Raw genomic sequence first — 26,859 nt, 5'->3', positions numbered from 1 at the left:
GGATTCATCCTATTGTTGGCCCGTTGATCTTCTTGTTAGGAGCGGGCTATGAATAAAGCCGTATTCATTTTGTCAAAGTCTTCCGGACTGAGAAAACCGGGACAGGAATGACGGCATCCCCGATTGAAAAAACCATCTATAGATTCACAAACAGCCATCCTGGCTTGCCGAAACACCGCTGTGCAGATCAAGTGTCTTCCGTGCCGTCTATTCTGGAAACGCCTTCGGCGCTGCGCATGATGACTTGCAGGACTTGCGTGTCATAAAGCAGTACGGCCAGATCGGTGAGACCGTCCTGATTGAAGTCCGCCCCCACCATTGCGCGCGGACTGCTTCCCACCGCATAGTTGAAGTGCGGATAAACGAAGGAGCCGTCGCCGCGACCTTCGACTACGGAAATCGAACCGTCGCGCTTGTTGCACACCACCATGTCCAGTTTGTCGTCGCCGGTGAATTCGCCGGGCACGATAAACTCCGGGCCCTTTTCTCCGGCGAAATCTTCCACGCGCGTAAAGTGTCGGTTATCGCCGCCGAGGAAAAGCGTCAGGCTGTCGAACATGGTGTTGGAGATCATCAGGTCCAGATAACCGTCTCGGTTGACGTCGGCCTGGGTGATGAAAGACGATTGTTTGCCGCCCTTCAATTTACGCGGACTCAAAAACGTTCCGTCGCCTTTGCCGTAAAAAACTTTAATATGACCGGCCTTCACCGAATTGAGAGCGACGGCGATATCCATATTCTTGTCGTTATCGAAATCGCCGACCGTTATGTAGGCGGGCGTCCCGCTTGCCTGATAGGACTCCGCTAATTTGAAAGTTCCGTCCCCCACGCCAAGCAGGATGAGTAATTTATCAAAACGCAGAGTCACCGCCAGGTCCGCTATTTTATCGTTGTTGAAATCGCCCGATGCGAGCGCGATGGGCAGGCGTCCGACCTCGACGTTTGTCTTCTTGCGGAACATGCCGTCTTTCTGGCTGAGGATGATCGAAACCTCGCCGTCGCCATAATTGCTGACGGCGACATCCGGCAAGCCGTCTCCATTAAAGTCGCCGGTCGCCAGGGCCATGGGCTCGCGTCCCGTTTTCATGGTTACAGGAGCCATGAAGGTGCCGTCGCCAGTACCCGCCAGATAGGTCAGCGAATCGCCTGCGGAATTGGAAACCATCAAATCCGGGTAGCCGTCGCTGTTAAAATCCTCCGCAACCAGCGAAGACGGTTTCTTGCCTACGGAATAGGCGGAAGGAACATTGAACAGAGCGGGCGCAGAACGGTTTTCCGTACAGGCGCTAACGACAATAAAAAGGAAGAAACATATTGTGAACAGAACGCCTGTTTTCATAGAAACCGTTTCGATGAATTTTTGTAGGATTAAAATTTTATTTATACCTTAAAGCGACCCAACTTGCAAAAATCGCTGAGGCCCGAGCGGCGAGCCTTCTGCAAAGCAAGGGCTAGTCCTTGTCTGGCTAAAGATCGTGGTTTTTCAATAGCATTGGCAAAAAGAACCAGAACAAATCTGCTTTTCTGTCAACCTGAAGGCGGCGTCTTGCGTTGTACAGGGTATGAACGCAATTTCCAATTTGACAGGGAGACAGCTAATGAAAAAAATGATCGTGATCACAAGTCTGGCGCTGGTCTTTGCAAACTCCGCCTACGCGCAAACCGGCGAAACGGTCGACAGGGGAGACCGCATTGAAAATCGCCTCGACAACAGGGGCGACCGAATCAACGAACGGCTGGACCGTAGAGCCGACCAGGCGCGGGAAGCGGGCAGGGACGCGCGCGCGGATCGACTGGATCAACGAGGCGACCGCATAGATGAACGCCTGGACAATAAAGGCGAACGCATCAACGACCGCCGCGAAGCAAGGCAGGAACGACGCGGAGATCGACGCGAACACGCTCAGGAAAACCGTCAGGATCGGCGGGAAAACCGACGCGAAGCAAGGCAGGAACGACGCGGGGATCGACGCGATCAGCTTCAGGAAAACCGTCAGGATCGACGGGAAAATCGACGCGAAGCGCGGCAGAATCGTCGGGCAAATCGTCGTTAAGGTCGATGGGTCTGGCGCGTTTCACAGGCGCAGGGAGCGACGCCAGCTCAAGCCGCTCTCTATTAAATCAGGATACGAATGGAACAATTCCTAGCATCGGTAGAGCGGCGGGCATTCAGAATCGCGGAGATAGCGACGGGCAATTCAGAAGAGGCGCTGGATATCGTGCAGGACGCCATGATCGCCCTGGCAAGGCGCTATGCAGAAAAATCGGAGCAGGAATGGAGACCGTTATTTTTCACCATATTGCAAAATGGTATACGCGACTGGCATCGACGCGCCAAAGTCCGCAACGGAATCATTTCCCTGTTTTCTGGCTGGAAGCGCGAAACGGCAAGCGAAGACCCCATTGCACAGTATGCCGATCCCGAAGCGCGCGACCCCGGCGATGCCTTGATGGGAGCGGCTTCGGTCGAAGCGGTTCATCACGCCTTACGCCAGTTGCCCTTGCGCCAGCAACAGGTTTTTTTGCTACGCGCCTGGGAAGAACTCAGCATCGCAGAAACGGCGCGGGCTATGAAAATTTCTGAGGGTTCCGTGAAAACGCATTACTCCCGCGCCACGGAAAAATTGAGATCATTATTGAAGGATCATCAATAAGATGAACGACTCACAAGATTCCAAATTATTGAAACAGATTCAGAACGCGCTGAACGAAGGCGTCGACACTATGGACGCCGATACGCGCTCGCGGCTCAGCGCCGTTCGTCGCAATGCGGTGAAACAAAGCGCATCGCCCTGGCGCTGGCTCCGCTGGCAACCGGTTCAGGCGACCGGCTGGGCGACGGCTCTGGCCTTGCTGGTCGGCGTTCTGTACTGGCAACAGCCGCAAACGTCGATGACCGGCATTGAAGATCTGGACCTGCTGGCGTCTGAAGATTCGCTGGATTTGTATGAGGATCTTGAATTTTACGCATGGGTTGCGGATGAACAGGTCGATGCGGGCTAAGCGCTTATGTCTTCTCTCGATGGGAATATGGCTGTTTCTCTCAAGCCCGGCAAACGCCCAGGAGAGCGTCGACGCGGCGCCGCCCGAAACGGACCCGACGGAGGAACCTTCCATCGAGTTTCTGGATTTTCTGGGCGAGTGGCAGACCGAAGAAGGCGACTGGCTCGACCCCGCAGAACTCGCATCTCTGCCATTGACTGATGAAAAAGAAAGCAATGATGAATCTAAATAAAATGTTTCTTACAATCTTCCTGATCGCTCTGTTCTTTCCGCTCTCTCTGGGCGCGCAGGAATCGACCCGCGCCTGGCAGGCGCTAACCCCTCAGCAACAACAGTTACTGGCGCCCATGAAAAACAAATGGAGCCTGCTCCCGCAGGAGAAACGCGAACGCTTGTTGAAAGGCGCGGAACGATGGAGCGCATTGAGCGATGGAGAAAGGAAGGCGGCGAAGGAACGATTCCAGTCCTGGAAGAATAAAACGCCTGACGAAAAAAAAAGAATCCGAGAACGCTTCGAACAATTTCGCAAACTCCCAAAAGAAGAACGACAACGCCTGCGCGCCTCGCGCGAGCGCTTTCAACAACTGCCTGTGGAACGCCGCGAACAAATCAGGGAAAAATTCCGTTCCCTTTCGCCAGCCGAGCGCAAACAGTTTCGCCGGCAATTGCGCGAGCGACGCAACAACCGCCAGGAGCCAGAACGGTTTCAACAGCGCCGCCCTTTCAATGATCGAAACGGAGCCCGCGCTCAGCGTCAAAGCGCGCCTCCTCGCACGCCCCCCAGTCAACGCAGCGCCCGGTAGCATTATTTCAATCGCGCATTGCGCCTTGTTCTCAACGCCCACCCAAACCCGTTACCGCCTTCGTTACAACGCGGGATGATTAATTTTTTGTAATAAATCAAAATTAATTTTGCAATCTATTGACAGCAATTCATAGCGAGACTAATCCTCCCTTTATACACATTGATTGAACCGGGCTTCGCGGAGCTCGGTTTCAAATTACTAATTTATATTTTTTGGGGGTTTTTTAAATGAAAAACATTAATGTAGTCGCTTCAAAAACTAACAGACTGGTAGAAAACGGGAGGGGAGCGTCTGCAAAACGGGGGAGTTATTTCGCAGGGTTCGTAGCCCTTGCATTTGCGCTTGTACTTGGTTCGGCGCAAACGGCGTCGGCCGAAATGCCGTCCTGGTTTTTCTCTTCGCCGGAAAATGGAATGACATTGTTGAAACCGGGCGACACAACTATCTGTAGCAACAGCATGCGAATCCAAAATCCTTCGGATGATTTGGCAAGCGTGCAGGTGATTCTAGGAAACGGAGTTCATTATTCCTTCGATCAACTGGAACCCAAAGAAACCCGGGAATATTCTCTGACTGCAGACTATATGTCCAGCGGATGGGAAAATGGCAAAGGCGTTAAAATTTCAGACGCTCGAGTGGTTAACGTCTCTGGCGGCGAAGGCCATTTGGTCATTGATTGCGGTTGATTAGTGAATCGTTTTAATTCGGAAAGGTCTGAAGGGAATCATTCGCGATGTTAGATCCTTTCCTGTCCCGCCCCGAATGATTTCCTGAAGACAGGCCGCTCGGACCGACCAACGACTTCTCAGTCGCATGGTCGATCCAGAGCGGCTTTTTTTAATCCAACACTTCATTAATGATTTTCAGAAACGTGGGGATATGAATCGGTTTCGTGACATAAGCTTTGAATCCCATATCCATCGCCCGCTTCAAATCACCGCTCATTGCATCCGCCGTTACGGCGATCACCGGAATGTCTTTGGTTGCGGCATCCTCTCTCAGTTTTTTGAAGGCGGTCAAGCCATCCCTCCCGGGCAGGTGAATATCCATCAGGATCAGGTCCGGCCGATGCAACTTCGCCAGTTCAATACCGGTGACCGCATTGTCGGCCCATATCAGTTCGACATCTGCCCGGGTCTTCAATATTTTCTTCACCAGTTCCATGTTCGCTGTGATGTCTTCGATATAAAGCGCCTTCTTATGACTCTGCATCGTCGCGACAGCCGGGATTGATTCTCCGACCGCTCCGCCTGGCCTTGGCGAATCATGGGCGACCGGAATATCAATATAAAAATAACTGCCCTTACCCACCAGGCTTTCATAACCGATCGCTCCGTGCATCAGCTCGATCAATTGACGCGAGATCGTCAAACCAATGCCCGTACCTTCAATCTGATTTGCATCTTCATCAAACCGGCAAAAGGGCTTAAATAGTTCGCTTCGCTTTTCTTCCGGAATCCCCATGCCCTCGTCGCGTATACCGAGACGAACCTGGTTCCCCGCCTGCGGGGTCTCGAAGGCCACTGTCACGCGACCCGCAGGCTTGTTATATTTGATGGCGTTTGAAATCAGGTTCAACGCCACCTGCCGCAGTCGCAGAGCATCGCCTTCAACATAGATATGCCTCTCTGCCGGTTTTAGATAATCCAGAACGATATGCCCTTTGTCTGCCAGCGGTTGCGAGAGAGCAAGCACATCTTCCACAATTCCGTTCATGTCGACGGTCTCTTGTTCCAGATCCAGGTTTCCTGATTCAATTTTTGAAAGATCCAGTACCTCGTTGATGAGTTGCAGAAGATGCTCTCCTGCCGCTGAAATTCTGGCCAAATCATTCATTTGATAATCCGCCAGAGGATGCTTGGTGTCCATCTCCAATAACTGCGTGAAACCCAATATCGCGTTCATCGGAGTTCTCAGCTCATGACTCATTCGCGATAAGAAATCTGATTTCGCCTGATTGGCTTTTTCAGCTCGATCCTTCTCAAGGATTAGTTCTTCCGTACGGGTCTTGACCAGATCCTCAAGTTGCCCGCTATAGGTTTTCAATTCTTTTTCAGCGCGGTTGAGCTTTCCGATCATGTCCTTATAGGATGCGGCAAACTCCCCGATTTCGTCATTCGATTCGACCTCAATCACGGTTTCATCCAAACCATGGGTGAGAGAATGTTGCGTGGCCTTCTTTAAATTTTCAATAGGTCGCGTGACCAGATTCTGAAGCGCTCTTGACAGATAAAAGATCACAGGAAATGAGATCAACAAAACGACGATGACGAGGTAAAAAAACAATTTCAGGTTTTCACTCAAAACATCCAGAGCCACTTGCATGTAAAGCGTTCCCAATCGGGATCCGTCAAATTCAATGGGGTGAAAAACAATGAGATTGCCGTCCTTGAAATAGAGACCGTCCTGCCCGGGACTGGACGGCGCCTGACCAGTTTCATTACGCGCATGAGCGCTGAACAAACGCCCGTCTTTCAGATAGAGCGCCGAGGACAGGATTTTAGGGTCCGTTGCCAAAGCATTCAACGTTTCCTGGCCCAATTTTTCATCCTCAAACTCCAATGCGGCAATGCTATTGTTCGCGATGATCTCCGACAAGGTTTCAACTTCAACGCGCAAATCATTTTCAGATTTAATCCATTCATAGAAAAAGAACCCGGTGCAGGCAAGAAACAAAGTGATCCCGCAGGTTGTCATGGAAATCCATATCAATTTTTTTCGAATTGAAGCGTTCTTAAAATAGTCAAATTTCATGAGGAATTTATCGCCTTAATTATGCACGCGGCGCGCCGCCTTCAAAACGCGCGCGCTTATTTTCAGCCCTGCGCGTTTAGCCGCATTCACATTGATTTCAAACTTTACCTTGCCCGCTTCCTTGACAAACATGATGATGCCGCCTTTCGAGACAAAATTATCGGATTCTCCGATCGTCAATACCGGGCGATCTTTCAATTTTGCAACGAGTTTCGGCAAGTGATTGGCTAACGCTTTATCGACGAATAAAATATGAACCCTCGTTAAATCGTCCTCGCTTGAGAGTGAGACCAGATTGATTTTTACTTTAGCGTTGGCGTTTTTGAATTCTTCGAGCGCGGAGAAAATGCCCGTACTCCCAATCACTCCAATTGTGACGCCGTCAACAGGAAGAGGCGTGTCGGCGTTCCATTCCATAAAGGGAATGAACTTCAGTATGTAGGCCGCCTTGATGCGAGACTCCAGAGTCAGGTCTTCCTTGGCGCTTAGCGGACTCAAATCACCAAACATCACAAGCAAGCCCGCCAGCAGGGCAAGGCGAAATTCCGCTCGCACCCTGCCTTGCCATGATTGGGTAATGACTTGCCTTGAAATGTGTTTGAATGAATTCATAAAACTTTTAGAACGCTAGTAACGAAGCGTTAGTTTCCCCAGCAGGGTTCTTGGAACTTCCGTGCTGAAAATCCCATTTTGTTGACCGAACTCGGGATGATCCGGATCAAATAAATTCTGTCCCGATAAACTGATTTCCACAGTGTCCGTAGGCTTCCAGCCCAGACGCGCATCGAACCGGACATAACTGTCGACTTTTTGATTGCTCAGTTCATCGACAAAGTACATTGCCGTATCGAACTCAACCTGCCGCGTCAGATCCATATTCGAACGCAGATGAAAACGATACTCAGGGCTGTTGCCTTCCGCCAGTTCCGCCGTAGTGTCGCTACTGGAAGGGTCCAAATGCAGGTGCAGTTGGAACCAGGTGAATCCGGCATTCAGTTCCCACCATTCGAGCGCTTTCCATTGAGCGGTCATTTCTACGCCGTAGGCTTCGCCTTCCATATTATTGCCATACATTCTCGGGTTCACCGTGTGCACGGGTCCCGGTATCGTCTCGGTAAAAGAAGCCTTCGATTCGCTCGTCCTCAACTCGTCGTATTGATTGAAGAAGGCCGTGACATCGAGCAAAAATGTATTGTCGGGTCGAAAACGGTAGCCCGTTTCGAACGCGATCAACTTCTCCGAATCCATGGTTCCATCGCCAATCAGGGCGTTGACATTATTCGCTCCGTTAAAAAATCCCGTAAAATTCAGGCGGGAACTGTCTTCCACTCGGGAAGGAGTTCGAACCGCTCGGGACACCGCGCCCCAGAAGAAATGCGAATCATGGGGAAGCCAGGAAAGACGGACGCTCGGTTGAACTTCAAATTCCGTCATCGTGTTCCATTCAAGTTTTGAACCCAGCGTGAGATGAACCTTGTTATCCAGAAAAGGGATCTTGTCCTGTACAAAAACATTCGTGATGCTGTCTACCCTCTCTTCAGGTTTGAAAGAGATTGTGAAGGTATCGTCCATATCATCCCAAATCACGCGCTGTCCAAAACCCCAAATCAATTCGTGATTTTCATTGGCCTGGAACCCATGCTGAAACTCGAAATCCACCGTGTTGATGGTCTGTCCTAAAACCCGATCCTGACGATTGGTCTGGTCGAAATAAATTTTGCTTTGAATATCCGATGTTGGGGATAAGGTCCGCTTCCACTCTGCTTGAAGATTACCGCCATGAATCAAAATGTCTTCGTCGGAAGTCGTGAAAAATGGAGAACCGGCCTGAGTGATGGATTGACGCCTCTGCCCTGATTTTCCCGAATAGCCGTTGCCCAAAAACGTGAAGCGATTATTCTCGCTGGGATTCCAGTCAACACGAAAGCCCCCTTGAGTGTTGTTCCAGCCGTCGCCGCCGATCTTATCCAGCGAATCATTGAACTCGCCATGCTGAGCGTATTTCATGTAAGTGCGGTAGTAGGCATTCTCCCCCAGTTTGTCGCCATAGCGAACCGCGCCCTCGCTCGTCTGCACATTGCCCATCGAAGCTGTCGCCAAAACCCCTTGCGTGTCTTCAGCTTGTTTGGTGATAATATTCACCACGCCGTTGACCGCGTTAGCGCCCCACAAGGTTCCGCCCGGTCCGCGAACCACCTCGATGCGTTCCACATCTTCCAGAAGCGTGTCCTGCATATCCCAGTAAACTCCGGCGAACAAGGGTGTGTAGACGCTCCTGCCATCGATCATGATTAGTAATTTGGTTGAGAACAGCTCGCTGAATCCGCGAACTGAAATCGCCCATTTGTTCCCGTCCAGTCGGGCCACCTCGACCCCCGGCGCCATGCGCAGAGCTTCGGGAATCGTCGTCACGCCGGATCGTCGTATGTCCTCGCTGGAAATCACATACACGGCGCTCGCCGAGTTGAACAGCGACTCCTCTTTCTTGGAGACAGTGGAGATCACAATCTCTCCCAGGTCTTCCAGGTCCAGATTCAACAACCCGGCGGGGTCCTTAAACGTTTCCGCGCTCAACGAAACGCCTTGCCCCAGGAAGAAAAACAAAGTTGCAAGACCGATCCATTTTTTATTTTTATCAATTGAACCCATGAAATTTTCTCGCCTGTCGATATCGTTATGAATGAAATGAACTCCGATATCCTATCAAATTCAGGCTTCGTCTGGTTATAGCGATCTACCTAATATCCCACAGGTGAATAACAGGCTCATCACAGTCAAGTCACAATCGTGCAAACCTTTCGAATTTCGTCGCTTATTTTCGATTGAGGCCCTAGCAGAGCGCCCTAACGGGCAAATTACTGACCAGGATAATCTTCAGAAGATGATCGGTTAAAGAATGGAGTACTACCGGAAGCGACGCCCTGCCTGGAGTTCAAACAGCGCGCGCGATGGGGATTTCTGTAATGCGGGTTGTGTAATGATGCGTTTTTTTCTCGGCTTTTGGCGCCCAGGCCTTTTTCAATCCTTCTCCGGAGAATTTGATGGTTCCCGATCCCATTAAATGATTGATCGCGTCAATGGCCTGCATCAAGGGACGCGAGGAACGCTCTGATTCCTCCTCCTTGAACAGCCCTTGCTGTCGCCCCGCCGCAGGCGATAGCTCGCTGAGCAACACGCCGGCCTTCTTGTAGGCGAAACCCGGCCTGTAAATATCCCGCAAGCCGGTCAACGCGGCTCCCAGCAAAGCTCGCGTGTCGTCCGTCGCTTCCGGTAAGGGCATGAAACGTCCGTTACTGTATTGCGGGTCGCCTGCCCTGAATGGATTGGTGTGAATGAAAACATAAAGCAGAGCCGCGATTGATCCCTGACGACGCAGTTTCTCGGCGGCGCGTATCGTATAAGTCGCAACGGCTTCTGCCAGCTCGCCGAGGGAAACAATGGGAGCGCCGAAAGAACGGGAGCACATCAACTGCTCTTTAGGAGGAGCGACTTCTTCCAGGGGAATGCAGGATTCACCGTTCAACTCCCGGATGATCCGCTCCATCACAACCGAGAATTGCCTGCGCAGGACTTTGGGCGACGCGCGCCTGAGGTCGAGAACGCTCCGAATGCCCATCGCGTTCAGTCTCTTTTCAGTCTTTCGACCCACGCCCCAGACTTCGCCCACCTGGGTTTCAGAACACAAGGCCTCCACATCGTTCGAAGAGAGACCGGCCAGATCGCAAACGCCGTCAAAAGAAGATCGTTTTTTAGCCAGATGATTGGCGAGCTTCGCCAATGTCTTGGAAGACCCAATGCCGACGCAAACCGGCAGGCCAACGCATTGCCGGACGGTGGATCGAATGCCTTGTCCGTAATGGGTCAAACCCCAGCGTTGAAACCCGGCAAGATCCAGAAAACATTCGTCAATGGAATACACCTCCTGATGCGGACTGAATCTGGAAAGGAGACTCATCACCCGGTTCGACATATCGGCGTACAGCGTGTAATTGCTCGACAAGGCGACGATTCCGCGACGCTTTGCCAGCGCCTCGACCTTGAACCACGGTTCGCCCATCTTGATCCCCATGTCCTTCACTTCTTGAGACCGGGCGATGACGCATCCATCATTATTCGACAGAACGACCAGGGGAACGCCGTTCAAGGCGGGATCGAACACCCGCTCGCAGGAAGCGTAGAAATTATTACAATCCACCAACGCAATGCAACGATCCTTCACGGCCATAGCTTGTGAATCGCCCAGCGGACAACCCCCCATATCTCCAGATCGCCTTCGGGGTCGATAACAATGTCCCGGTACGCAGGATGAGCCGCTTTCAGAATACGGGTTCCTTGGCGAATCAGCAGTTGCTTGACCGTAAACTCGCCGTCGATCGCCGCAATCACGATATTTCCCGTTTCCACCGGCAGGGAACGATCCACCACCAGAAGATCGTCGTTCAAAATCCCCATACCCGTCATCGAGTCGCCCTGAACTCTTAAAAAAAACGTCGCCTCCTTGTGCTGAATGAGGTGCTCGTTGAGATCAATGCGGCTCTCTATATAATCATCCGCAGGCGATGGAAACCCCGCTGATACGTTAGACGCAAACACCGGCCACGATCCCGCCGACAATTCCGGCTCGACCGCTACCAGAGCCGGGCGCCCATCGCTGTTTTTCAACTCAAGGTCGGCGCTCATCATCACCTCCCATACTTACGGATCAAACCAACGACCACGCCGACCAACTCAAGATTTCCCTTCGGGCGAATCGCGGGATAGTCTTTATTGGCCGGCAACAAAACCGGCTTCCCGCGTTTGATATCCAGCGTCTTGACCGTGAACTCGCCATCCACCATGGCAACCACGATATCTCCGGAACGAGCGTCTGTACGCATTTCCACGACAATCCGATCGCCGTCATGAATGCCCGCGTCGATCATCGAATCGCCTCGAACCGGGATCAGCATCGTTTCTGAAGGTTTGTCGACCAGAAAGCGGTCGATCAGAAAGGGTCTGGAAATCGCGTCGGATACCGTCACAGGATGTCCCGCCGCCACCGGGGCGTCGGACAAACTGCGCTCAAAGAAACGCTCCTCGGGAACCCATCGCTTGTCAGGCGTCTGCGACAAGTACCCGCGCGCCTCCAGACGCAACAACAACTTGCTGACAGCCAGACTTGGCGGCAAGCCCAAGCGCCTCGCACAAGCGCGCGTAGGAGGGCAGGCTATGGTTCTGCGCGTAATAGTCCTGAAGCCTGGATAAATATTCAGAGTCTTTAGTGGCCATAATCTTATATTGAGAGAACGATTGTTCTCCAATATTAGAGAACAATCGTTCTCCAGTCAAGCAGGATTCCTCTCGACACCCCCGCAAAGCAAAAATCTCACCTTATATCTAGAAATTTTCATAGATTTGGACAGGAAAAATCCATCCAGCGGGCCGGAATGGACACAAGCTAGTCAAAATATGCATTTTTTATTAGATAATAAGCCCTTATATTTCAACACTCAACAATTTATTTATACATTTTATTAGATTTTTTATCATATTTCCTTGACAAAAACTAACATAGTGTCTATATTTAGCATATAGCTTGATGATTTTGATTTACCACTCACAAAAACTTTCTCAGGAGAATCACAATGAAAACGAAAAAAAATGTACTCAACGCCCTCGCAATCGCAACCACGATCTCTTTGACCGCCAGCGCCGCTTTCGCTCATTCGGACCACGATCATTCAACGGTTTCCTACAAATGGGCCGCCTCTGATGATTTCAAGGCAAAAATCGAACGCAAGCTGAACGCGTCCAGCATCGATAACCTGATCGGCTTGTCTCATTTCGAGCAAAAAAAACTGGCTCATTACGACATCAATGTCGGCAACAAGTTCAACACCCTTATCGATGGAAACAATTATCTGATAGAGAGAACTTCCGCTGGCATGAGCATCTCTAAAGTGAACGGCGCGGAGCAGGTGGCGTATTCGGATCAGGTGCCGATCAAACGCATCAACATGGTCTCCAAGGCTTCGATGGAACATAAATCGCACACCGGTCACGACCATGCGAATCTGCCTTACGAATGGACTTTCGGCGTGACGACGCAAAACAAGATCGTTCGCGGCATGGTTCAGAATGACCAGAACGCCTATGTCGGTCTGAACAAATTCGAGCAATCTTTGTTGAAAGAATACGACATCAAACCGGGAAACACCTTTCAGACCACGATCGCTGGTCATCAGTTCATGATCGAGAAGACCACGGCGGGCATCAAGGTTTTGAACCATGCAGAAATGGGCGGCGTGGCCATGGCGACTTCTAACGACTCGTCGATGTAAGTCACTGAAACCGTTTATTTACCGGAGGAGTTTCAAATGTCCATAAACCTTATCAATGATCTCAATGCAACAACCCTCCCTTCGGGGACTTTTCAAAGCAGGGGCGTTTATAAAATGCTCGCTAACACGGTCAATGATCTCAATGCAAAAACCCTCCCTTCGGGAGGCTTCTCAAAAACAAACTGGATGGAAAGCGAAGCATCCACTTTCCCCGCCCGGTGTTGAAAGGAGCGCTATAATGTACAGGAACCTTATAAAATCAAGCGTCGCCGGAATTATTGGAATGACGGTCTCGCTGAGTCTTGCTACGGGAGTCAATGCGGAAGAACCGATCATGACTCGCAACATCAGCCCCTTCCAGCAGATCGTTCTGGAACCCGGTTGGAGAACTTCCTGTGAATCGAATTCCGTCATCGCCAACCTGGGAGAACGCGCCGCAAAAGTGAGCATTCGCATGGGCAAGGATGCGCTCATTCGCGATACGATCGAAGACAAGCGGGGCTACGATCTGATATCCGCTCTGTCCTTTGCCAAGCAGTTGGGCCGAAGCGTTGATCTCAACGATGTCGCTCTGATAGAAAACCACAGCGCTGACGCGCGCGTTCGCATCCATTGTTAATTTGATTAATCTCAACCAAAAAAAGACCATGACCGATCCAATTAAACTTGAAGATTACCTTTCGATAGGCGAGTTGTCCCGATTGACCGGAATAGGCGTTCACACCCTGAGAGTCTGGGAAAAACGTTACGGAGCGCCGAATTCTGAGCGCCTTCCCTCCGGGCACCGAAGGTATCCCAAGGAAGAAGTCCCCCGACTACGGGCCATTGCGAGGGCCCTGGAGTCTGGATACCGCGCCAGCAAAGTGGTGACCGGCACGCTGGAAGAGTTGCAAGGGCTGTTGGGAGTTCAAACATTCCTTCACTCCGGCTCCGAAGAAGCAGAGCCAGAAACTGGCCAGGTATCCAGAGAACTCGTGGTGGAACAGTGGATCGACGCGGTGCATCATTACAACGATGAAACGCTGGCGCACAGTTTCTATAAAATCTGGAACAAGGAAGGACCTCTCCATTTCATACTCGATTACGCCGCCCCATTCGTCGAACGCATCGGCGACGGCTGGGTCAACGGCGAATTGAGCGTCGGCCAGGAGCATTTTGCGACTTCGCATCTCAGCGATTTTCTCAGCTCCAAATGGCGTCAGCTCAACGTCCGCAAAGACGGACCCTGCGCGGTGTTGTCGACGCTACCGGACGAGACGCATAATCTTGGCCTGCTGATGTGCGCCGTCGTCGCCGGCCTGGCGGATTATAGAATCGTCTATCTCGGCCCCAATTCGCCGGTGGACGACATCGTCAAAACCGTGGACGACTGCGACGCTCAACTGCTCTGTCTGAGTATTTCGAACTGCGTGGACGCCAGAAAAGCCGTCGATCGACTTGCAGAAATCAAAAGTCGGCTGAACAGCGAGACAACCATCGCGCTCGGCGGCAGAGGCGCGCCGCCTGCATCCAAAGGCATGAAGCGCTTCAACACCTTCAAGGGATTTTACGAGTGGTTGGTCGAACAGCAGGAAACTGCCTGAATAAAGGGGAAGCCTTATGAAAATCATGGTGACAGGAGCGACAGGATTCATCGGCAAGGAACTCGTCAAGCGATTGAACGATAAAGGTCACGAAATGGTCGTTTTGACCCGAAAGCCGGAGGCGGCGCGTTTCAATATTCCCGTCGAATGCGAGCTACGGGAATGGGAGCCCGAAGGCAAGGCCTTGTCTCCCAGTATCATGAAAGGGATCGACGCCGTCATCAACCTGGCTGGCGAAGGCATCGCCAACGGGCTATGGACGGACACCCGCAAACAAAAAATCATGAACTCAAGGGTCAGTTCCGTTCGCAGGCTGGTCGACGCCATGGTGCAATGCAACAAGAGACCCCGGGTTTTCGTTTCCGCATCCGCCATTGGTTTCTATGGAGATCGCGGCGACGAATCGCTTGATGAAACGGCCCGCGAAGGCGAGGGCTTCCTCTCCAGGGTTTGCCAGCGCTGGGAAAATGAAATTTTCGAAACCAAAGACTCCGGCATTCGCACCGTCGCCCTGCGTTTCGGCATGGTCCTCGGCCATGACGGCGGCGCCCTCGGCGCTATGGAACCCGCGTTCCGTCTGGGTCTTGCCGGCCGGTTGGGCGACGGGCGCCAATGGATGAGCTGGATACATATTCACGATCTGGTCGATCTGCTGATCCACGCCGTCGAACAACCCGGCATGAATGGAATCTATAACGCGGTGAGTCCCAATCCCGTCCGAAACCTGGAGTTCACCAAAACGCTGGGGCAGACGCTGAAGCGTCCGACGATTCTACCCGTTCCCGCTTTCGCCCTGCGTTTGCTACTCGGAGAGCTTTCTGGATTATTGCTCGCCAGCCAGCGCGTCTCGGCGGACAAGATCGTAAAGACCGGATTCAATTTCAATTTCGCAAACCTGAAAGACGCTCTGGAGGATATTTGCAAACAATCCTTCCATGAGATTCAAACCGAGCAATGGGTGCCGCAACCGATTCACAAGGTCTTTGAATTTTTCAGGGACGCGCGAAATCTGGAGAAAATCACGCCTGGAGACATGCGCTTTAGAGTCGTCGATCAATCCACTCGGGAGATTGAGGAAGGCACACGCATCAATTATCGATTTTCTTTTCACGGCATTCCCATGCGCTGGCAATCCAAGATCGTTTACTGGAAACCGGATGAGAAATTTTCCGACCTGCAAATGAAAGGTCCTTATCAATACTGGCGCCACACGCATGAGTTCACGGAAAAAAACAACGGCACCCTGATACGCGACCGCGTGCACTACAAAATCCCGCTGAGTTTTGCGATCGACTGGGCGGCGAAAGGATGGATTCGAAGGAATCTGGAAACTGTCTTCAATTATCGCCGACACACGCTCGCGCGATTACTCGACGGGTGAAATGAAAGGAGAACCTGATGGAACAACAGGGCGTTGTATTGATCGGTCACGGCGGCGTACCGAAGGATTTTCCCCGCGAACTGCTCAAAAAATGGATGGATCTGCACAAGAAAAGGCCCGCAGACCAGGCGCCGTCGCAAACGGAAATGGACCTTGAAAACACCTTGAGGTCCTGGCCGCGAACGCCGGAAAACGATCCCTATCAGTTCGGGCTCGAGGCGTTGGCGGAACAACTCCGCGCGCAACTCGCAAACGTTGAGCTGAAAACCGCCTACAACGAATTCTGCCAACCGACCATCGCGCAGGCGGTGGATGCGCTCATCGCGTCCGGCGTCATGAATATTGTGTTGTTGACCACCATGGTCACGCCGGGAGGCTCTCATGCGGAAAAAGAAATTCCCGAAGAGATCCGCAAATTGAAAGAAAAATACCCAGCCGCGCATATCGACTATGCCTGGCCGTTTGATCTGCACAAAGTCGCTGAAATGATGAAGGATCAAATCGAATCGTTCCAGCCTCGCGCATAAGGAGAGCCTGGGGAATGGCCTGGGGGCTTTCCAGTGGTTTTCTAAAACTGGGAACCCGGGCTCTCCGAAACTCTCATCACCTAGAAAGAGGAGACGATCATGAACAGCATTCATTTTCTGGATATGACGGGCATGTTTCTGCTGGCTTTAGTCACAGGCGGCATGTTTTTCTTCGCCGCAATCATGACCCCGCTGGTTTTCACTAAATTGCCGCCGGACATTTCCGGCCCCTTCATTCGGCAGGCTTTCCCCGTATATAGCGCGGCTATGGCAGGGATGACCCTTGCGGCGGCTCTCGTTTTGTGGAATTTTCCAGAAGCGATTTATCTCTTAACAATAGTCATGCTTTTTCTCTGGGCCTGGCTATGGTTGACGCCAAGAATCAATCATTATCGCGATGAACAACTCAAGGGAAACACTCAGGCCAAAAAAGCATTCAACAGTTTGCATCGTCTGAGCGTAGGAATTAATCTAATACAGATGGGCGCCGTTGGTTTCATCCTGTTTCGTGTCGTCGCACAGATCTGAAATGGATCGGTTTCGTTTTGACTTTTCACCAAGGCTTCATGCCTTTTTCAAAGGATACAATCATGAAGATCATTAAATGGCGCAGTTTCACTATCTATCCTATTGCAGTTGGTTTTTTACTACTCCTGAGCGCTTGCGCCAACGTCCCGAAAAACGACACACCGCCGCTTCAGGTCGTTCCCCATGTGGATATAGATCGCTACCTTGGCAAGTGGTATGAGATCGCCCGCTACCCACATGCTTTAGAGAAAGGATGTTTCCAGTCAACGGCTTTCTATCAAAAGATGCCCGATGGAATGATTCAGGTGGTCAATCAATGTCGAATGGACAGCCCGGAGGGAGCATTGAAACAAATCGTAGGCACGGTCGCCAGCACAGACTCGAGTGGCAACGCAAAACTGAAAGTCCAGTTTTTGTGGCCGTTCTGGGGAAACTACTGGATCGTTCATCTGGATTCTGACTATCAATACGCCGTCGTGAGCGAGCCGAACCGACAATACCTCTGGATATTGAGTCGTTCGCCGCAAATGGACGCCGCCACGCTGAACGAGATAAAAGAAGCGCTGACCCAAAAGAATTTCGACATGAGTCGTTTACTGGCGCAGGAATAAGGGGAAATGAACATCTTCATTCTGGATACGGACCCGAGCCGGTGCGCGCGCTATCATTGCGACCGGCATGTGGTGAAAATGATTCTTGAATCCGCGCAACTGCTGAGCGGCGCGGTTCGATTGAGCGGTCTGGACTGCGGGTATAAACTAACGCACGCCAACCACCCCTGCGCGATCTGGACGCGGCGCTCATTGTCCAACTGGAACTGGTTGCGCAAACTCGCCGCCGCCTTGAATAAAGAATACCGTTACCGTTTCAGGAAAACCGTTAATCACAAATCCTTCGACATGATCCAGTCGCTTCCCAGCCCCGCCATCGCCGACTGTGGGCTGACTGCCTTCGCCCAGGCCATGCCGGAGCAATACCGGCAGGCCGATGCGAGCGCCGCTTACAGAAATTATTATGTGGGAGAAAAAAGCCGCCTCCTGAAATGGACTCGCAGGCAAACTCCGGTATGGGCGCTGAAACTCCAGCAGGCTTCATGAATCGCTTGCGGCGCCGCGAACTAGACATGGTTGCGCAACATCAGTTCTTTCGGGTGAGGATTCAAGTAAACCTGATCCTTTAAGTATTCAATATTGTGTTTGCTGACCTGATGTCGAATCAGGGTGACCGGCACGATCAGCGGCAGAAGCTCATTTCGATAATCGTGGATGACATTCAAAATATCCTCCTTCTCCTCCTTGCTGAGGATCGTTTTAAAGAAACCCATCATATGCAACAGCACGTCGGTATTTTTTTTAGGCGTGGATTTGAGTTGCAGGGTTTCCATGAACAGTTCTCCGTAACGGGAGAATAATTCACGACGCGGGACCGATTTGGGATTGCCCACCAGTTGACCCAAGGCGTCGTAGTGTTTTCGGCTGTAGGAAAGGAGAAGAAACTTGTGTTGCGTGTGAAAGCGCACGAGCGATTTGAGCGCCAGACCTTCACGCATCAAACTTTGAAGGCGTTGATAGCAAAAAACCCGAACGATAAAATTTTCGCGCAGACGCGCATCGTTCAAGCGCCCCTCATCCTCAACCGGGATCAGAGGAAAGGCCTTCATAAACGCATCGGCGAACATGCCCGGACCGTGCCTCACCTTGGCGCTTCCCATTTCCGTATAGACAGGCACCCGACCCAGACCGCAGGAAGGCGATTTACTTTTAAATATATAGCCGCAAAGCGCATCGTCTGAAAGCCCGTTGATGCGATCTTTAAGATAGCTCCGCATCGGCTTCGTCCAATCCTTGCGGCTTTTTTTGCTGATCATTTTCGGAGAGTCCAGTTCGCCATACAGGGCCACCGTCTCGCGCGGAACCCCCATTCCCACCTCGACTTCCGGGCAAACCGGCACATACTCAAAATAAGCGCCCAACATCTCGCGCACAAAGCGATCCTGTTTATGATCCCCGTTCCAGCGAACCTTCTCGCCCACAAGGCAACTGCTAACGCCAATTTTGATTTTGGGAAACTGATCCTGACGATTCATGACGCGCTCCTCCTCATGGATTTTCTGGATACCACAGTATAAGTCCCGCCTCAACGGAGCTAAGCCATTGATAAGTGGAATATATAGCTTTATTGAAGAAGAACCGATATAATAAAGAAAAATTTCTTTACATTTACCACCCAGTCAAGCTGCCAGTTCAACAGCAAAGCTTGATTTGGTGTCTGGAAAACATTTTGCCTGCAAGCTATGTGGTTTCATAATAAATGAATCAACTAAACAAACAAACCAAATGGCTCTTGTTTTTAGGACTGGCTCTCTCGATCCTTATTTATTTTCTGATACACGCGCATCAAAAAAGTTTATGGTCCGAAAAATTTGCCGTCTATGTGCAAAAAGAAATGACCTTTTTGCGTGGGCGGCTGGACATCAACACGCAGATTCTGCTCGGCGTTCGCTCCATGTTCGAAGCCTCAACCCATGTAGACGAAAATGAATTCAGTATTTTCGTCACCCCCATCCTGCAACACTATAGATTCGTTCAGGCGCTTGAATGGGCGCCCCGCGTTCCGGCGAAAGATCGGGCAAGCTTTGAAACTCTGCTCAAGGAACGCAATCCCGAAAGCATTGGCATCACCGAACAATCTGAAGGCAAATTAATACGCGCCGGGCAACGCCCTGAATACTTCCCGGCCCTTTACACAGAACCCATGCGCGGCAATGAAAAAGCATTTGGCTACGACCTCGCAAGCAATCCGAATCGATATAAAACCTTGACTAAAGCGCGCGATACGGGAAAAACCCTAGCCACGGAAAAAATCAATCTGGTTCAGGACGCCAGCAATATTCCAGCCGTCATCATTTTTGCCCCATTTTATGGAAAGAACTCTTCGCCCATAAGCGTCGTTGATCGCGAACGCCATCTGAAGGGGTTTATTCTGGGTCTCTATCGTACCGAAGACCTCATGCAAACCATCATGGTCCCAATCCTGGAGCCTGAGTCCAGTTTTGCAATCTATCAAAATAACGTTTACGAAGAAAAAAACCGATTGTTCGGTCGCTTGAATGAAAGTTCACCGTTACAGGTCGTCGCCAAGGTTGATTTTTTTGGACGCGAATGGCATGTCGTCTGGCAGGGGACATCCGATTTTGCGGGCGGCTATAGAAACGATTATGCCCTGGGCGGCGGGATTGGCGTGTTCAGCATTTTTCTGTTCATCTCTGTTCTTTTCCAGGTAAACGCTTCAACAACATCGCGCATCAAAGATCAGGTCGAAGAACGCACTCAGGAACTTAAAGTGGCGAAAGAACAAGCGGAAGACGCCAGTCGGGCCAAATCATTATTTCTCGCCAATATGAGTCATGAAATCAGAACCCCGATGAATGCGGTTCTGGGCTACTCCCAGATTCTATTGCGCAAAAAGAATCTGGAAACAGAAACCCACGACGCCATCAAGACCATCAACACCAGCGGCCACAATCTGCTGAAACTGATCAATGAAATTCTGGATATTTCCAAAATCGAAGCCGGAAAAATGGAACTCAGCCTGGCGCCTTTCGATCTGAAAAAACTGGTGGACCATCTGGCGAGCCTTTTCGAATTGCGATGTCAGCAAAAACGACTGCGCTGGGAAATCAAACCGATGCCTCATTCCATTTCCGTGCTGGGCGATGAGAACAAGTTGCGTCAGGCGCTCACCAATCTATTGGGCAACGCAGTGAAGTTCACCGATTCGGGGGAAGTCTCATTTTCTATCACCACCTTGTCCAATGATCAGTATCGTTTTGACATCCGGGACACCGGCCCCGGAATCCCCAAGTCGGCCCAGGCAAAAATATTTGAAGCGTTCCAGCAGGATATGGAAGGAAGCACAAAAGGAGGCACCGGCCTGGGACTGGCAATCTCTAAAAAACAACTTGAGCTTATGGGCGCCGACCTTCAATTGGAATCCGACATCAATGAAGGCGCGCATTTTTATTTCACGATCACTCTACCGCCATCCGCCAAAAAAATAAAAACCAGCGCTGTCAACACACGTTCGATCTTGCATATCGATCCCAGTTACCACGTGCATGCGCTGGTAGTTGACGACATCAAGGAAAATCGCGAAGTCCTGACCAGCCTGCTTACAGGAATCGGAGTCGAGGTCACGCAAGCGGAGAATGGGCAGGTTGCTCTCGAAAAAGTGCGACTACAACGCCCGGACATTATCTTCATGGACATGCGCATGCCCGTCATGCGAGGCGAAGAGGCGACCCGCCTGATTCAAGAGGAGTTTGGAAAGGACGCGATCAAGATCATAGCCATCACCGCGTCCGCAATGGACACCCGGCGGGAACATTTTCTACAGATGGGATTCGATGAATATATTTCCAAACCCTTTGTGGAAGAAGAAGTGTTTCATTGCATCAAGGAATTACTCCAAATTGAATACATCTACGAAGACTCAAGCGTTCTGGTACAAGCGACTTCCCCGCACGATTTCGACTTCTCCCAATACTCTTTGCCGAAAGAATTGCACGCAGGCTTGAAGTTAGCCGCGGAATTTTCCAATATAACCGAGCTTGAAAAACTGTTGGAAATACTCCATGCGGATTCAAGCATCCCCGCGCCCTTAGTTGATTGCATCAAACAGATGGTCAAGAGCTACGATATGGACGCAATTGTTGAAGCGCTGCAGAAGATTGCCATAGAGAATCACGACCCGAAAAACTAGCTCAGGCTGATCGGCGGCTGATTGGCGTAAACGTCGCCAGGCTTGCTAATGACACTTGCCCAGACCGCGCTTCGCCAGATACTGCTGATGGTATTCTTCAGCGCGATAAAAAGCAGGCGCCGTTTCAATTTCCGTCACAATAGGATTACGAAAACGTCCCGATTCATCCTGCTTCGCTTTTGACTGACTTGCCAATGCTTCCTGCTCATCGCTATGGTAGTAAATAGCCGAGCGGTACTGCGTCCCAACATCCGGCCCCTGCCGGTTCAAGGTTGTGGGATCATGATTGGCCCAGAATACGTCGAGCAATTGTTCGTAAGATACTTGATCGGGATCGAATTCAAGCTGTACCACTTCGGCGTGACCCGTTCCGCCCGTGCAAACCATTTCATAAGTCGGCTCAGGCATATGCCCGCCACAATAACCCACCGCCGTTGATCGCACTCCCGGCGTGCTCCGAAACACCTCCTCAATTCCCCAAAAACACCCAGCGCCAAAAGTCGCTTTCTCCATAGATCAGTCCTTTTATTGAATGGTCAACATTGGGTCAAGATCGGCGCCACTCATTCGGCGCCAATACTTTCCAGGCCTTTTTTTGCGCAGGCTTCGTCCAGGTGCGCTCCCGGCGCGCCGCCCACGCCAATACCGCCTACCAAATGCTTCTCGACGATGACCGGCAGACCGCCGCCAAGCATCAGAATGTTATCGTTCATCTTGCCAAGAGAGTGAAGCGCGGGAACCTTGGCGATCATTTCCGCCAGTTCCTGAGTCGACCGCTTCAAGCTGTTCGCGGTATAGGCTTTTCTGATACTGCTGTCCGTTGTGTGCGGGCCTGCGCCATCCGCCTTGACAACCACTTTCAGGTTTCCTCCAGAATCGACCACCGCCACGCTGACTTTGTAGCCGTCCGTCTCACACTGCTTGAGCGCTGAATTGGCCGCCTTTTGCGCCATCTCCAGAGGCAGCGCTTTCGCATCCAGCAAACCCGCAGATACAGAGTGCGCCGGAGATAACACAAACATCAATGACAACACCACCACGCTTGTTTTGATTTTCTTAAAACAGGGCATAAACATTCAACACTCCTCTAGCAAATAGATTAGCCAATGAGGCTGTAACAATACTAGTTTCACTCTAACTGAATTATAAAACAATCGGCGCGGACAAAGACACTCTCATTTCAAATACGAACCGTTACAGACCCCATCCTATCCCCTTCGCTTCACAGTCAATTGCTTTCGCCCTGTTTGGCGCCGTATTCATATAAAGGAATTCGAATTGTAAATTCCGTTCCAGACCCGGGAAAACTCTCGCACAAAATTTCACCGCCATGATCCTTAATGATCCCGTGGCTGATTGAAAGCCCTAAACCGGTACCCTTCACCGCTGATTTGGTGCTGAAAAAAGGATCAAAAATCATATTCATTTTTTCAGGAGCAATACCCGAACCATTGTCGCCGATTTTCACATCCAAAAACGCATCGTCAAAGTCGGTTGAAATCTGGATCACGCCTCCTGCCGCATTCTCAGAAATGGCATCCATTGCATTTTGAAGCATGTTGAGGATGACCTGCTCGATCTGATCCTGAACCACATAAATCGCCGGAAGCGATGGGAGCAGGTTCTTTTCCAACCGGATATTTCTCTCCGCCAGTTGTTGCTTGGTCAGCACAAGGATATCGTCAATGATCTGGTTGACTTGAGTGAGCCTTTTCTCCTCAGCCGATGGTTTGTAAAAATTCTGCAATTTACGTATCAACTCCGCCATCCGGTTGCATTCCTTAATGGCGATCTCCAAAAACTCCTTCGGCTCGTTTCTCAACTGGTCGCTTTCAAGCGTTTGTTCGAGCAAGTTGAGAACGCCGTAAATAGGATTATTGAATTCATGCGCGATCGAACCCGTCAACTTGCCCAACGCCGATAGTTTTTCATTATGCAACAATTTCGCGTTGACCATTTTGATGGTCTGCTCAGCCAGTTTCAACTCGGTGATATCGGTGACGGTTCCCACATAACCCGTGGTAACGCCCAAGGCGTTCTTTTCAGGCGTCGCCTGCGCATAAACCCAAAAAGCCCTTCCCCCCTTATCCAAAAGACGGTACTCTTCCCTGAACGGCAATCCATATTTTACGGCGCGCAACCATTTGGCATGAACCGCATCGCGCTCTTCCGGGGCCAGTCGTCGAACCCAGCCGCCCTGCTTCATCTCGCCAAGAGAGAGGCCAAAATTACGGGCATAAAAACTGTTGATATAAATATAATCGCCCTTGCGATCCGTTCTCCAGATACCGGCGGGCGCATTGTCCGCCAGGGTTTGGAACAACTTTTCGCTGACTCGCAAACTTTCCTGCGCGGTTCTTTCCGCCGTGCAGTCCGTCACAAAACCCTCCACAGCTTCCAGCCTGCCCTCCTTGTCATACACGCCCCAGCCCTGTTCCAGCGCCCACTTCTGGTTTCCTTCCGAAGTGAGAATCCGGTAATCGATGATGAATGGCTTATGATGTTTCAAAGCAAAATCAATTTCCTGATCCACTCGATGTCGATCTTCCAGCGGGATCAGATTACGAAACGAGCGGAAAGATTTTTTCTCAAAATCAGCGGCGTTATAACCCGTCAATTCAAAACAGCCATCGCTGACAAAAAGGACGATCCCCTCTGAGTCAAGGCGATACACCATTCCCTTCAGATTATTGATAAAAGAAAATAAAGTTCGCTGGCTCGTCTGCAATTCTTTTTGGGTTGCCTCGATTTGCCGCGTCCTTAAATGCACCTGCTCTTCCAAATCCTCGCGATAGCGCGCCAACTCTTTATCCGCATGGACCTTGTCATGCACGTCATTAATGACGCCCACCCACTCCCGAATCTTTTCGTTTCCACTGAGTCGGGGAATAGCGCGGAAGTAAGCAAATCGATATTCAGCCTTATCCTTGTTCCAGAGTGGAGCTTCAAATTCAAACGCCTGTCGTTTTTGCAAAGCAATTTCCATAACCTTAATGATTCGTTTTCTGCTTTCGCTATGAAACATCTCCAACCAGCCGCGGCCCTGCGGCTCGGGCCAATTTTGCCCGGTGTATTCCTCCCAGGATTTCTGCGACGCGGTCAGTTCCATCTTCTCATTCGCCGACCACACGATGGATGCGATCGCATCGACGAGACAGCGTCTGCGCTCATTGCTGGCTTGCAAAGCTATTTCCGCATTGTATCTTTGAATGATCCCTCCACAGGCGCCGAGAACGGGCTGTAAATTATCGGCAATCGACTTGTCATAACCACCGATCCTGTTTGCAAGGGCCACCATGCCCACCATCTCGCCGCTATGGAAAATGGGAATTCCCAGAAACGCTTCCAGGGGAATGTGTCCCAAAGGAAGTCCGCCGCTTCTCGGATCATTTTTAGGATCGTTGGACACCACCGGGCTTTGCGTGACAATCACCCGCCCAAACAAGGTGTCAAGATTATGAAACTCCATGAACTCATCAGACTCCGGATCGAGTTGATTTTCGTTTGGGCCATTTTCTCCCAGATAAAGAACATGGGTGTATGACAATACTTTTAGATAGGGTTGCTGATTTGCAGGGTTGCGGTTGATGACTCCCAAAAAGCCAAATTCGCTCTCTGACAATCTTTGAATCTGAGATAAAATTTCACTGAAGATGAACTTCGGATTGTCCTCTGAAATGAATTGCGACTGAATGTTTTGAACGGTTTGTAATAAATCGGTTTTATATTTCAGCCGCTGTTCAACCACTTTCAAATCCGTGACGTCCCTCCACACCGCGCGACTGTACAACATTTTTCCATTGTCGTCGTACGCTGTAGAAGCGTTGAGGATCACGTCTATAATCGCCCCGTTTTTTTTCTGAAACTGCAGTTCAACATTCTGAATGACCCCGCCCCTGACATAACTGTCAAAAATCGAGCGCGCCTCTTTCCTGCAATTTTCATGATAAAAAGAAAAAATGTCCCGCCCGAGGATTTCATCTTTTGAGTAACCCAGACCATTTGCAAAGGTGCGATTGCATGTGAGGATTGTCGCCGTTTTTGTATCCACCGTCGCGAACAGGTCAGGAGCATTTTCATACAGATCCCTGTATCTGTCCTGCACATCCCGCACGGCGCCCGTCAACGAAAACTTTTCAGTTAAATCCTGAATAATGGCAATGTAAACGGGAGGGCTATGCTCTTTCACCAACTGAACCCGCACCTCCACCGGGTAGGTCGTTCCGTCTTCGCGTTGATGGATGGTCTGAAAGCTTACAAACGGCGTTTTCGCATCGGACAAGGGCTCCAACAAGTCCTTGAAGTTCTGAAGAGTGAAATTCGGTTTCAGATCCAGAGGAGAGAGTTCGCACAATTCTTGCTGGCTATAGCCTAAATTTCGACAGGCTCCCTGACTGACCAGAGTGAACTGAAAGGTCGATGCATCGAAAACATAGACCTCGTTATACGAAGCCTCGAGAGTTTTGATCAAAAGTCGATCCCAGCGCCTCGCCCGTAATTCTGGCAGGTGCAGGAATGGGGCCGATCCCTTGTCGTTCATAGCCAAAGTCTTTCATTCGATTTTAGAAACATTTATACTGTTTATGTTAGCTAAAATTATAATAGAAATCGATCTATTTTGATAATCACCTGATTCTCCATCGGGGAGTCCAATGGCCTCTGTTCCGCTCCAGAGAACCTGACAGACCTGCATCAAATTGCCCCGCGCTTTTCCCTGTGCTCAGGAAAAGATTGATTATTCACCAGCTAAAAGGCACACTGCAAAACCTGCAAATAAACAATCTGCGCTTATATCGAAACTATGAAAGAGTCTTTTTTTAAAGTCAAAGGCGTGATCCAGAGCGACACAGACCGCTCCGAAGATGATTTCAGCATTTTCATCAAAGCAATAGACGACCGCCACGCGGTGATGCTGGTGCGCGAGTATTTAAGGAATCAGGCTCCCAATATTAACGGGAAACTGGTGGGAAAAGTAGTTGTCCACGCGATTGAGCGTAAAGACGACCCGCAATAAAATTCGCATCTGACAACGGCGCTAAAACAGACATTTTGAAAAACATCTAAAACGAATCCAGCGAGTTTTCAAAGTGTGGGATCGCTTCCAGAATATCCGCTCTTGCGAACAAACCCCGTCCGCCGATCATGAAATCCCCATGAGTTTTTGAAAACGCGGGATCGCTTCCAGAATATCCGCTC

General features: G+C 50.7%; 25 protein-coding genes and 2 pseudogenes. 16 read left to right on the top strand and 11 right to left on the bottom strand.

Features of this window, described 5'->3' with window-relative positions:
• Positions 1-187: 187 nt before the first annotated feature.
• Positions 188-1,339 (bottom strand): VCBS repeat-containing protein, encoded by a 1,152-nt coding sequence (locus G3M78_04585; protein ID QPJ64704.1) that lies wholly within the window; start codon positions 1,337-1,339, stop codon positions 188-190.
• Between the two features lie 259 nt (positions 1,340-1,598).
• Between G3M78_04585 and G3M78_04580 the strand changes: the two are divergent.
• From G3M78_04580 to G3M78_04555, 6 genes and pseudogenes are all read left to right on the top strand, one after another.
• Positions 1,599-1,961 (top strand): annotated as a pseudogene (locus G3M78_04580) (hypothetical protein).
• Between the two features lie 171 nt (positions 1,962-2,132).
• Entirely contained in the window at positions 2,133-2,654 is a 522-nt protein-coding gene (locus G3M78_04575) for an RNA polymerase sigma factor (GenBank protein ID QPJ64703.1), read from the top strand.
• Between the two features lies 1 nt (position 2,655).
• On the top strand, positions 2,656-3,003 hold the full coding sequence (locus G3M78_04570; protein QPJ64702.1) for a DUF3619 family protein: 348 nt from the start codon (positions 2,656-2,658) through the stop codon (positions 3,001-3,003).
• A gap of 19 nt (positions 3,004-3,022) precedes the next feature.
• The gene (locus G3M78_04565) at positions 3,023-3,235 is read left to right on the top strand and encodes a hypothetical protein (GenBank protein QPJ64701.1); all 213 of its coding nucleotides are present in this window, start codon (positions 3,023-3,025) and stop codon (positions 3,233-3,235) included.
• On the top strand, positions 3,204-3,806 hold the full coding sequence (locus G3M78_04560) for a DUF3106 domain-containing protein (protein ID QPJ64700.1): 603 nt from the start codon (positions 3,204-3,206) through the stop codon (positions 3,804-3,806). Before G3M78_04565 ends, G3M78_04560 begins: the two co-directional genes overlap by 32 nt.
• A gap of 416 nt (positions 3,807-4,222) precedes the next feature.
• Positions 4,223-4,495 carry a hypothetical protein gene (locus G3M78_04555; GenBank protein ID QPJ64699.1) on the top strand — a complete coding sequence of 91 codons (273 nt, stop codon included), beginning with the start codon at positions 4,223-4,225 and terminating at the stop codon, positions 4,493-4,495.
• A 151-nt stretch (positions 4,496-4,646) separates the two neighbouring features.
• Here the strand turns inward: G3M78_04555 and G3M78_04550 are convergent, their stop codons facing one another.
• The 6 genes and pseudogenes from G3M78_04550 to G3M78_04525 all read right to left on the bottom strand — a co-directional run bounded on the left by G3M78_04550 (position 4,647) and on the right by G3M78_04525 (position 11,831).
• Positions 4,647-6,563, bottom strand: coding sequence for a response regulator (locus G3M78_04550; GenBank protein ID QPJ64698.1), 1,917 nt, complete (start codon positions 6,561-6,563; stop codon positions 4,647-4,649).
• Positions 6,564-6,578: 15 nt separating this feature from the next.
• Entirely contained in the window at positions 6,579-7,118 is a 540-nt protein-coding gene (locus G3M78_04545) for a YfiR family protein (protein ID QPJ64697.1), read from the bottom strand.
• A 72-nt stretch (positions 7,119-7,190) separates the two neighbouring features.
• Positions 7,191-9,212: a TonB-dependent receptor gene (locus tag G3M78_04540; GenBank protein ID QPJ64696.1), complete on the bottom strand. Its 2,022-nt coding sequence runs from the start codon at positions 9,210-9,212 to the stop codon at positions 7,191-7,193.
• Between the two features lie 283 nt (positions 9,213-9,495).
• Positions 9,496-10,788 (bottom strand): Y-family DNA polymerase, encoded by a 1,293-nt coding sequence (locus G3M78_04535; protein QPJ64695.1) that lies wholly within the window; start codon positions 10,786-10,788, stop codon positions 9,496-9,498.
• Entirely contained in the window at positions 10,779-11,243 is a 465-nt protein-coding gene (gene umuD / locus G3M78_04530; GenBank protein QPJ64694.1) for a translesion error-prone DNA polymerase V autoproteolytic subunit, read from the bottom strand. The genes G3M78_04535 and umuD overlap by 10 nt, the downstream gene beginning before the upstream one ends.
• 2 nt (positions 11,244-11,245) lie before the next feature.
• Positions 11,246-11,831 (bottom strand): annotated as a pseudogene (locus tag G3M78_04525) (LexA family transcriptional regulator).
• Positions 11,832-12,187: 356 nt separating this feature from the next.
• Between G3M78_04525 and G3M78_04520 the strand changes: the two are divergent.
• The 8 genes from G3M78_04520 to G3M78_04485 all read left to right on the top strand — a co-directional run bounded on the left by G3M78_04520 (position 12,188) and on the right by G3M78_04485 (position 17,999).
• Entirely contained in the window at positions 12,188-12,883 is a 696-nt protein-coding gene (locus G3M78_04520) for a hypothetical protein (GenBank protein QPJ64693.1), read from the top strand.
• A 283-nt stretch (positions 12,884-13,166) separates the two neighbouring features.
• Positions 13,167-13,502 carry a hypothetical protein gene (locus G3M78_04515; GenBank protein QPJ64692.1) on the top strand — a complete coding sequence of 112 codons (336 nt, stop codon included), beginning with the start codon at positions 13,167-13,169 and terminating at the stop codon, positions 13,500-13,502.
• A gap of 28 nt (positions 13,503-13,530) precedes the next feature.
• On the top strand, positions 13,531-14,466 hold the full coding sequence (locus tag G3M78_04510; GenBank protein ID QPJ64691.1) for a MerR family transcriptional regulator: 936 nt from the start codon (positions 13,531-13,533) through the stop codon (positions 14,464-14,466).
• 16 nt (positions 14,467-14,482) lie between these two features.
• Positions 14,483-15,847: a TIGR01777 family protein gene (locus G3M78_04505; protein QPJ64690.1), complete on the top strand. Its 1,365-nt coding sequence runs from the start codon at positions 14,483-14,485 to the stop codon at positions 15,845-15,847.
• 17 nt (positions 15,848-15,864) lie between these two features.
• Entirely contained in the window at positions 15,865-16,374 is a 510-nt protein-coding gene (locus G3M78_04500) for a hypothetical protein (protein ID QPJ64689.1), read from the top strand.
• Positions 16,375-16,473: 99 nt separating this feature from the next.
• Positions 16,474-16,902: a DUF4149 domain-containing protein gene (locus tag G3M78_04495; GenBank protein QPJ64688.1), complete on the top strand. Its 429-nt coding sequence runs from the start codon at positions 16,474-16,476 to the stop codon at positions 16,900-16,902.
• Between the two features lie 62 nt (positions 16,903-16,964).
• The gene (locus G3M78_04490) at positions 16,965-17,513 is read left to right on the top strand and encodes a lipocalin family protein (protein QPJ64687.1); all 549 of its coding nucleotides are present in this window, start codon (positions 16,965-16,967) and stop codon (positions 17,511-17,513) included.
• A 6-nt stretch (positions 17,514-17,519) separates the two neighbouring features.
• Positions 17,520-17,999, top strand: a complete 480-nt coding sequence (locus G3M78_04485; protein QPJ64686.1) for a hypothetical protein — start codon at positions 17,520-17,522, stop codon at positions 17,997-17,999.
• Positions 18,000-18,019: 20 nt separating this feature from the next.
• Here the strand turns inward: G3M78_04485 and G3M78_04480 are convergent, their stop codons facing one another.
• Positions 18,020-18,988, bottom strand: coding sequence for a DUF523 and DUF1722 domain-containing protein (locus G3M78_04480; protein QPJ64685.1), 969 nt, complete (start codon positions 18,986-18,988; stop codon positions 18,020-18,022).
• Between the two features lie 224 nt (positions 18,989-19,212).
• On the opposite strand from G3M78_04480, the gene G3M78_04475 reads away from it, so the two are divergent.
• Positions 19,213-21,663, top strand: coding sequence for a response regulator (locus G3M78_04475; GenBank protein QPJ64684.1), 2,451 nt, complete (start codon positions 19,213-19,215; stop codon positions 21,661-21,663).
• 45 nt (positions 21,664-21,708) lie between these two features.
• On the opposite strand, the gene msrA is transcribed toward G3M78_04475, so the two are convergent.
• From msrA to G3M78_04460, 3 genes are all read right to left on the bottom strand, one after another.
• The gene (gene msrA / locus G3M78_04470; GenBank protein QPJ64683.1) at positions 21,709-22,176 is read right to left on the bottom strand and encodes a peptide-methionine (S)-S-oxide reductase MsrA; all 468 of its coding nucleotides are present in this window, start codon (positions 22,174-22,176) and stop codon (positions 21,709-21,711) included.
• Between the two features lie 50 nt (positions 22,177-22,226).
• Positions 22,227-22,733: a heme-binding protein gene (locus tag G3M78_04465; GenBank protein ID QPJ64682.1), complete on the bottom strand. Its 507-nt coding sequence runs from the start codon at positions 22,731-22,733 to the stop codon at positions 22,227-22,229.
• Positions 22,734-22,891: 158 nt separating this feature from the next.
• Positions 22,892-26,203 carry a PAS domain S-box protein gene (locus tag G3M78_04460; GenBank protein QPJ64681.1) on the bottom strand — a complete coding sequence of 1,104 codons (3,312 nt, stop codon included), beginning with the start codon at positions 26,201-26,203 and terminating at the stop codon, positions 22,892-22,894.
• Between the two features lie 261 nt (positions 26,204-26,464).
• Here G3M78_04460 and G3M78_04455 point away from each other — a divergent pair, with 261 nt between their 5' ends.
• Entirely contained in the window at positions 26,465-26,677 is a 213-nt protein-coding gene (locus G3M78_04455; protein QPJ63872.1) for a hypothetical protein, read from the top strand.
• The last annotated feature ends 182 nt before the right edge of the window (positions 26,678-26,859 follow it).

It is taken from the genome of Candidatus Nitrohelix vancouverensis, from assembly GCA_015698305.1.
In the GTDB taxonomy this organism is placed as follows: Bacteria; Nitrospinota; Nitrospinia; order Nitrospinales; family VA-1; genus Nitrohelix; species Nitrohelix vancouverensis.
This window is presented reverse-complemented; position numbering and strand designations above follow the sequence as displayed.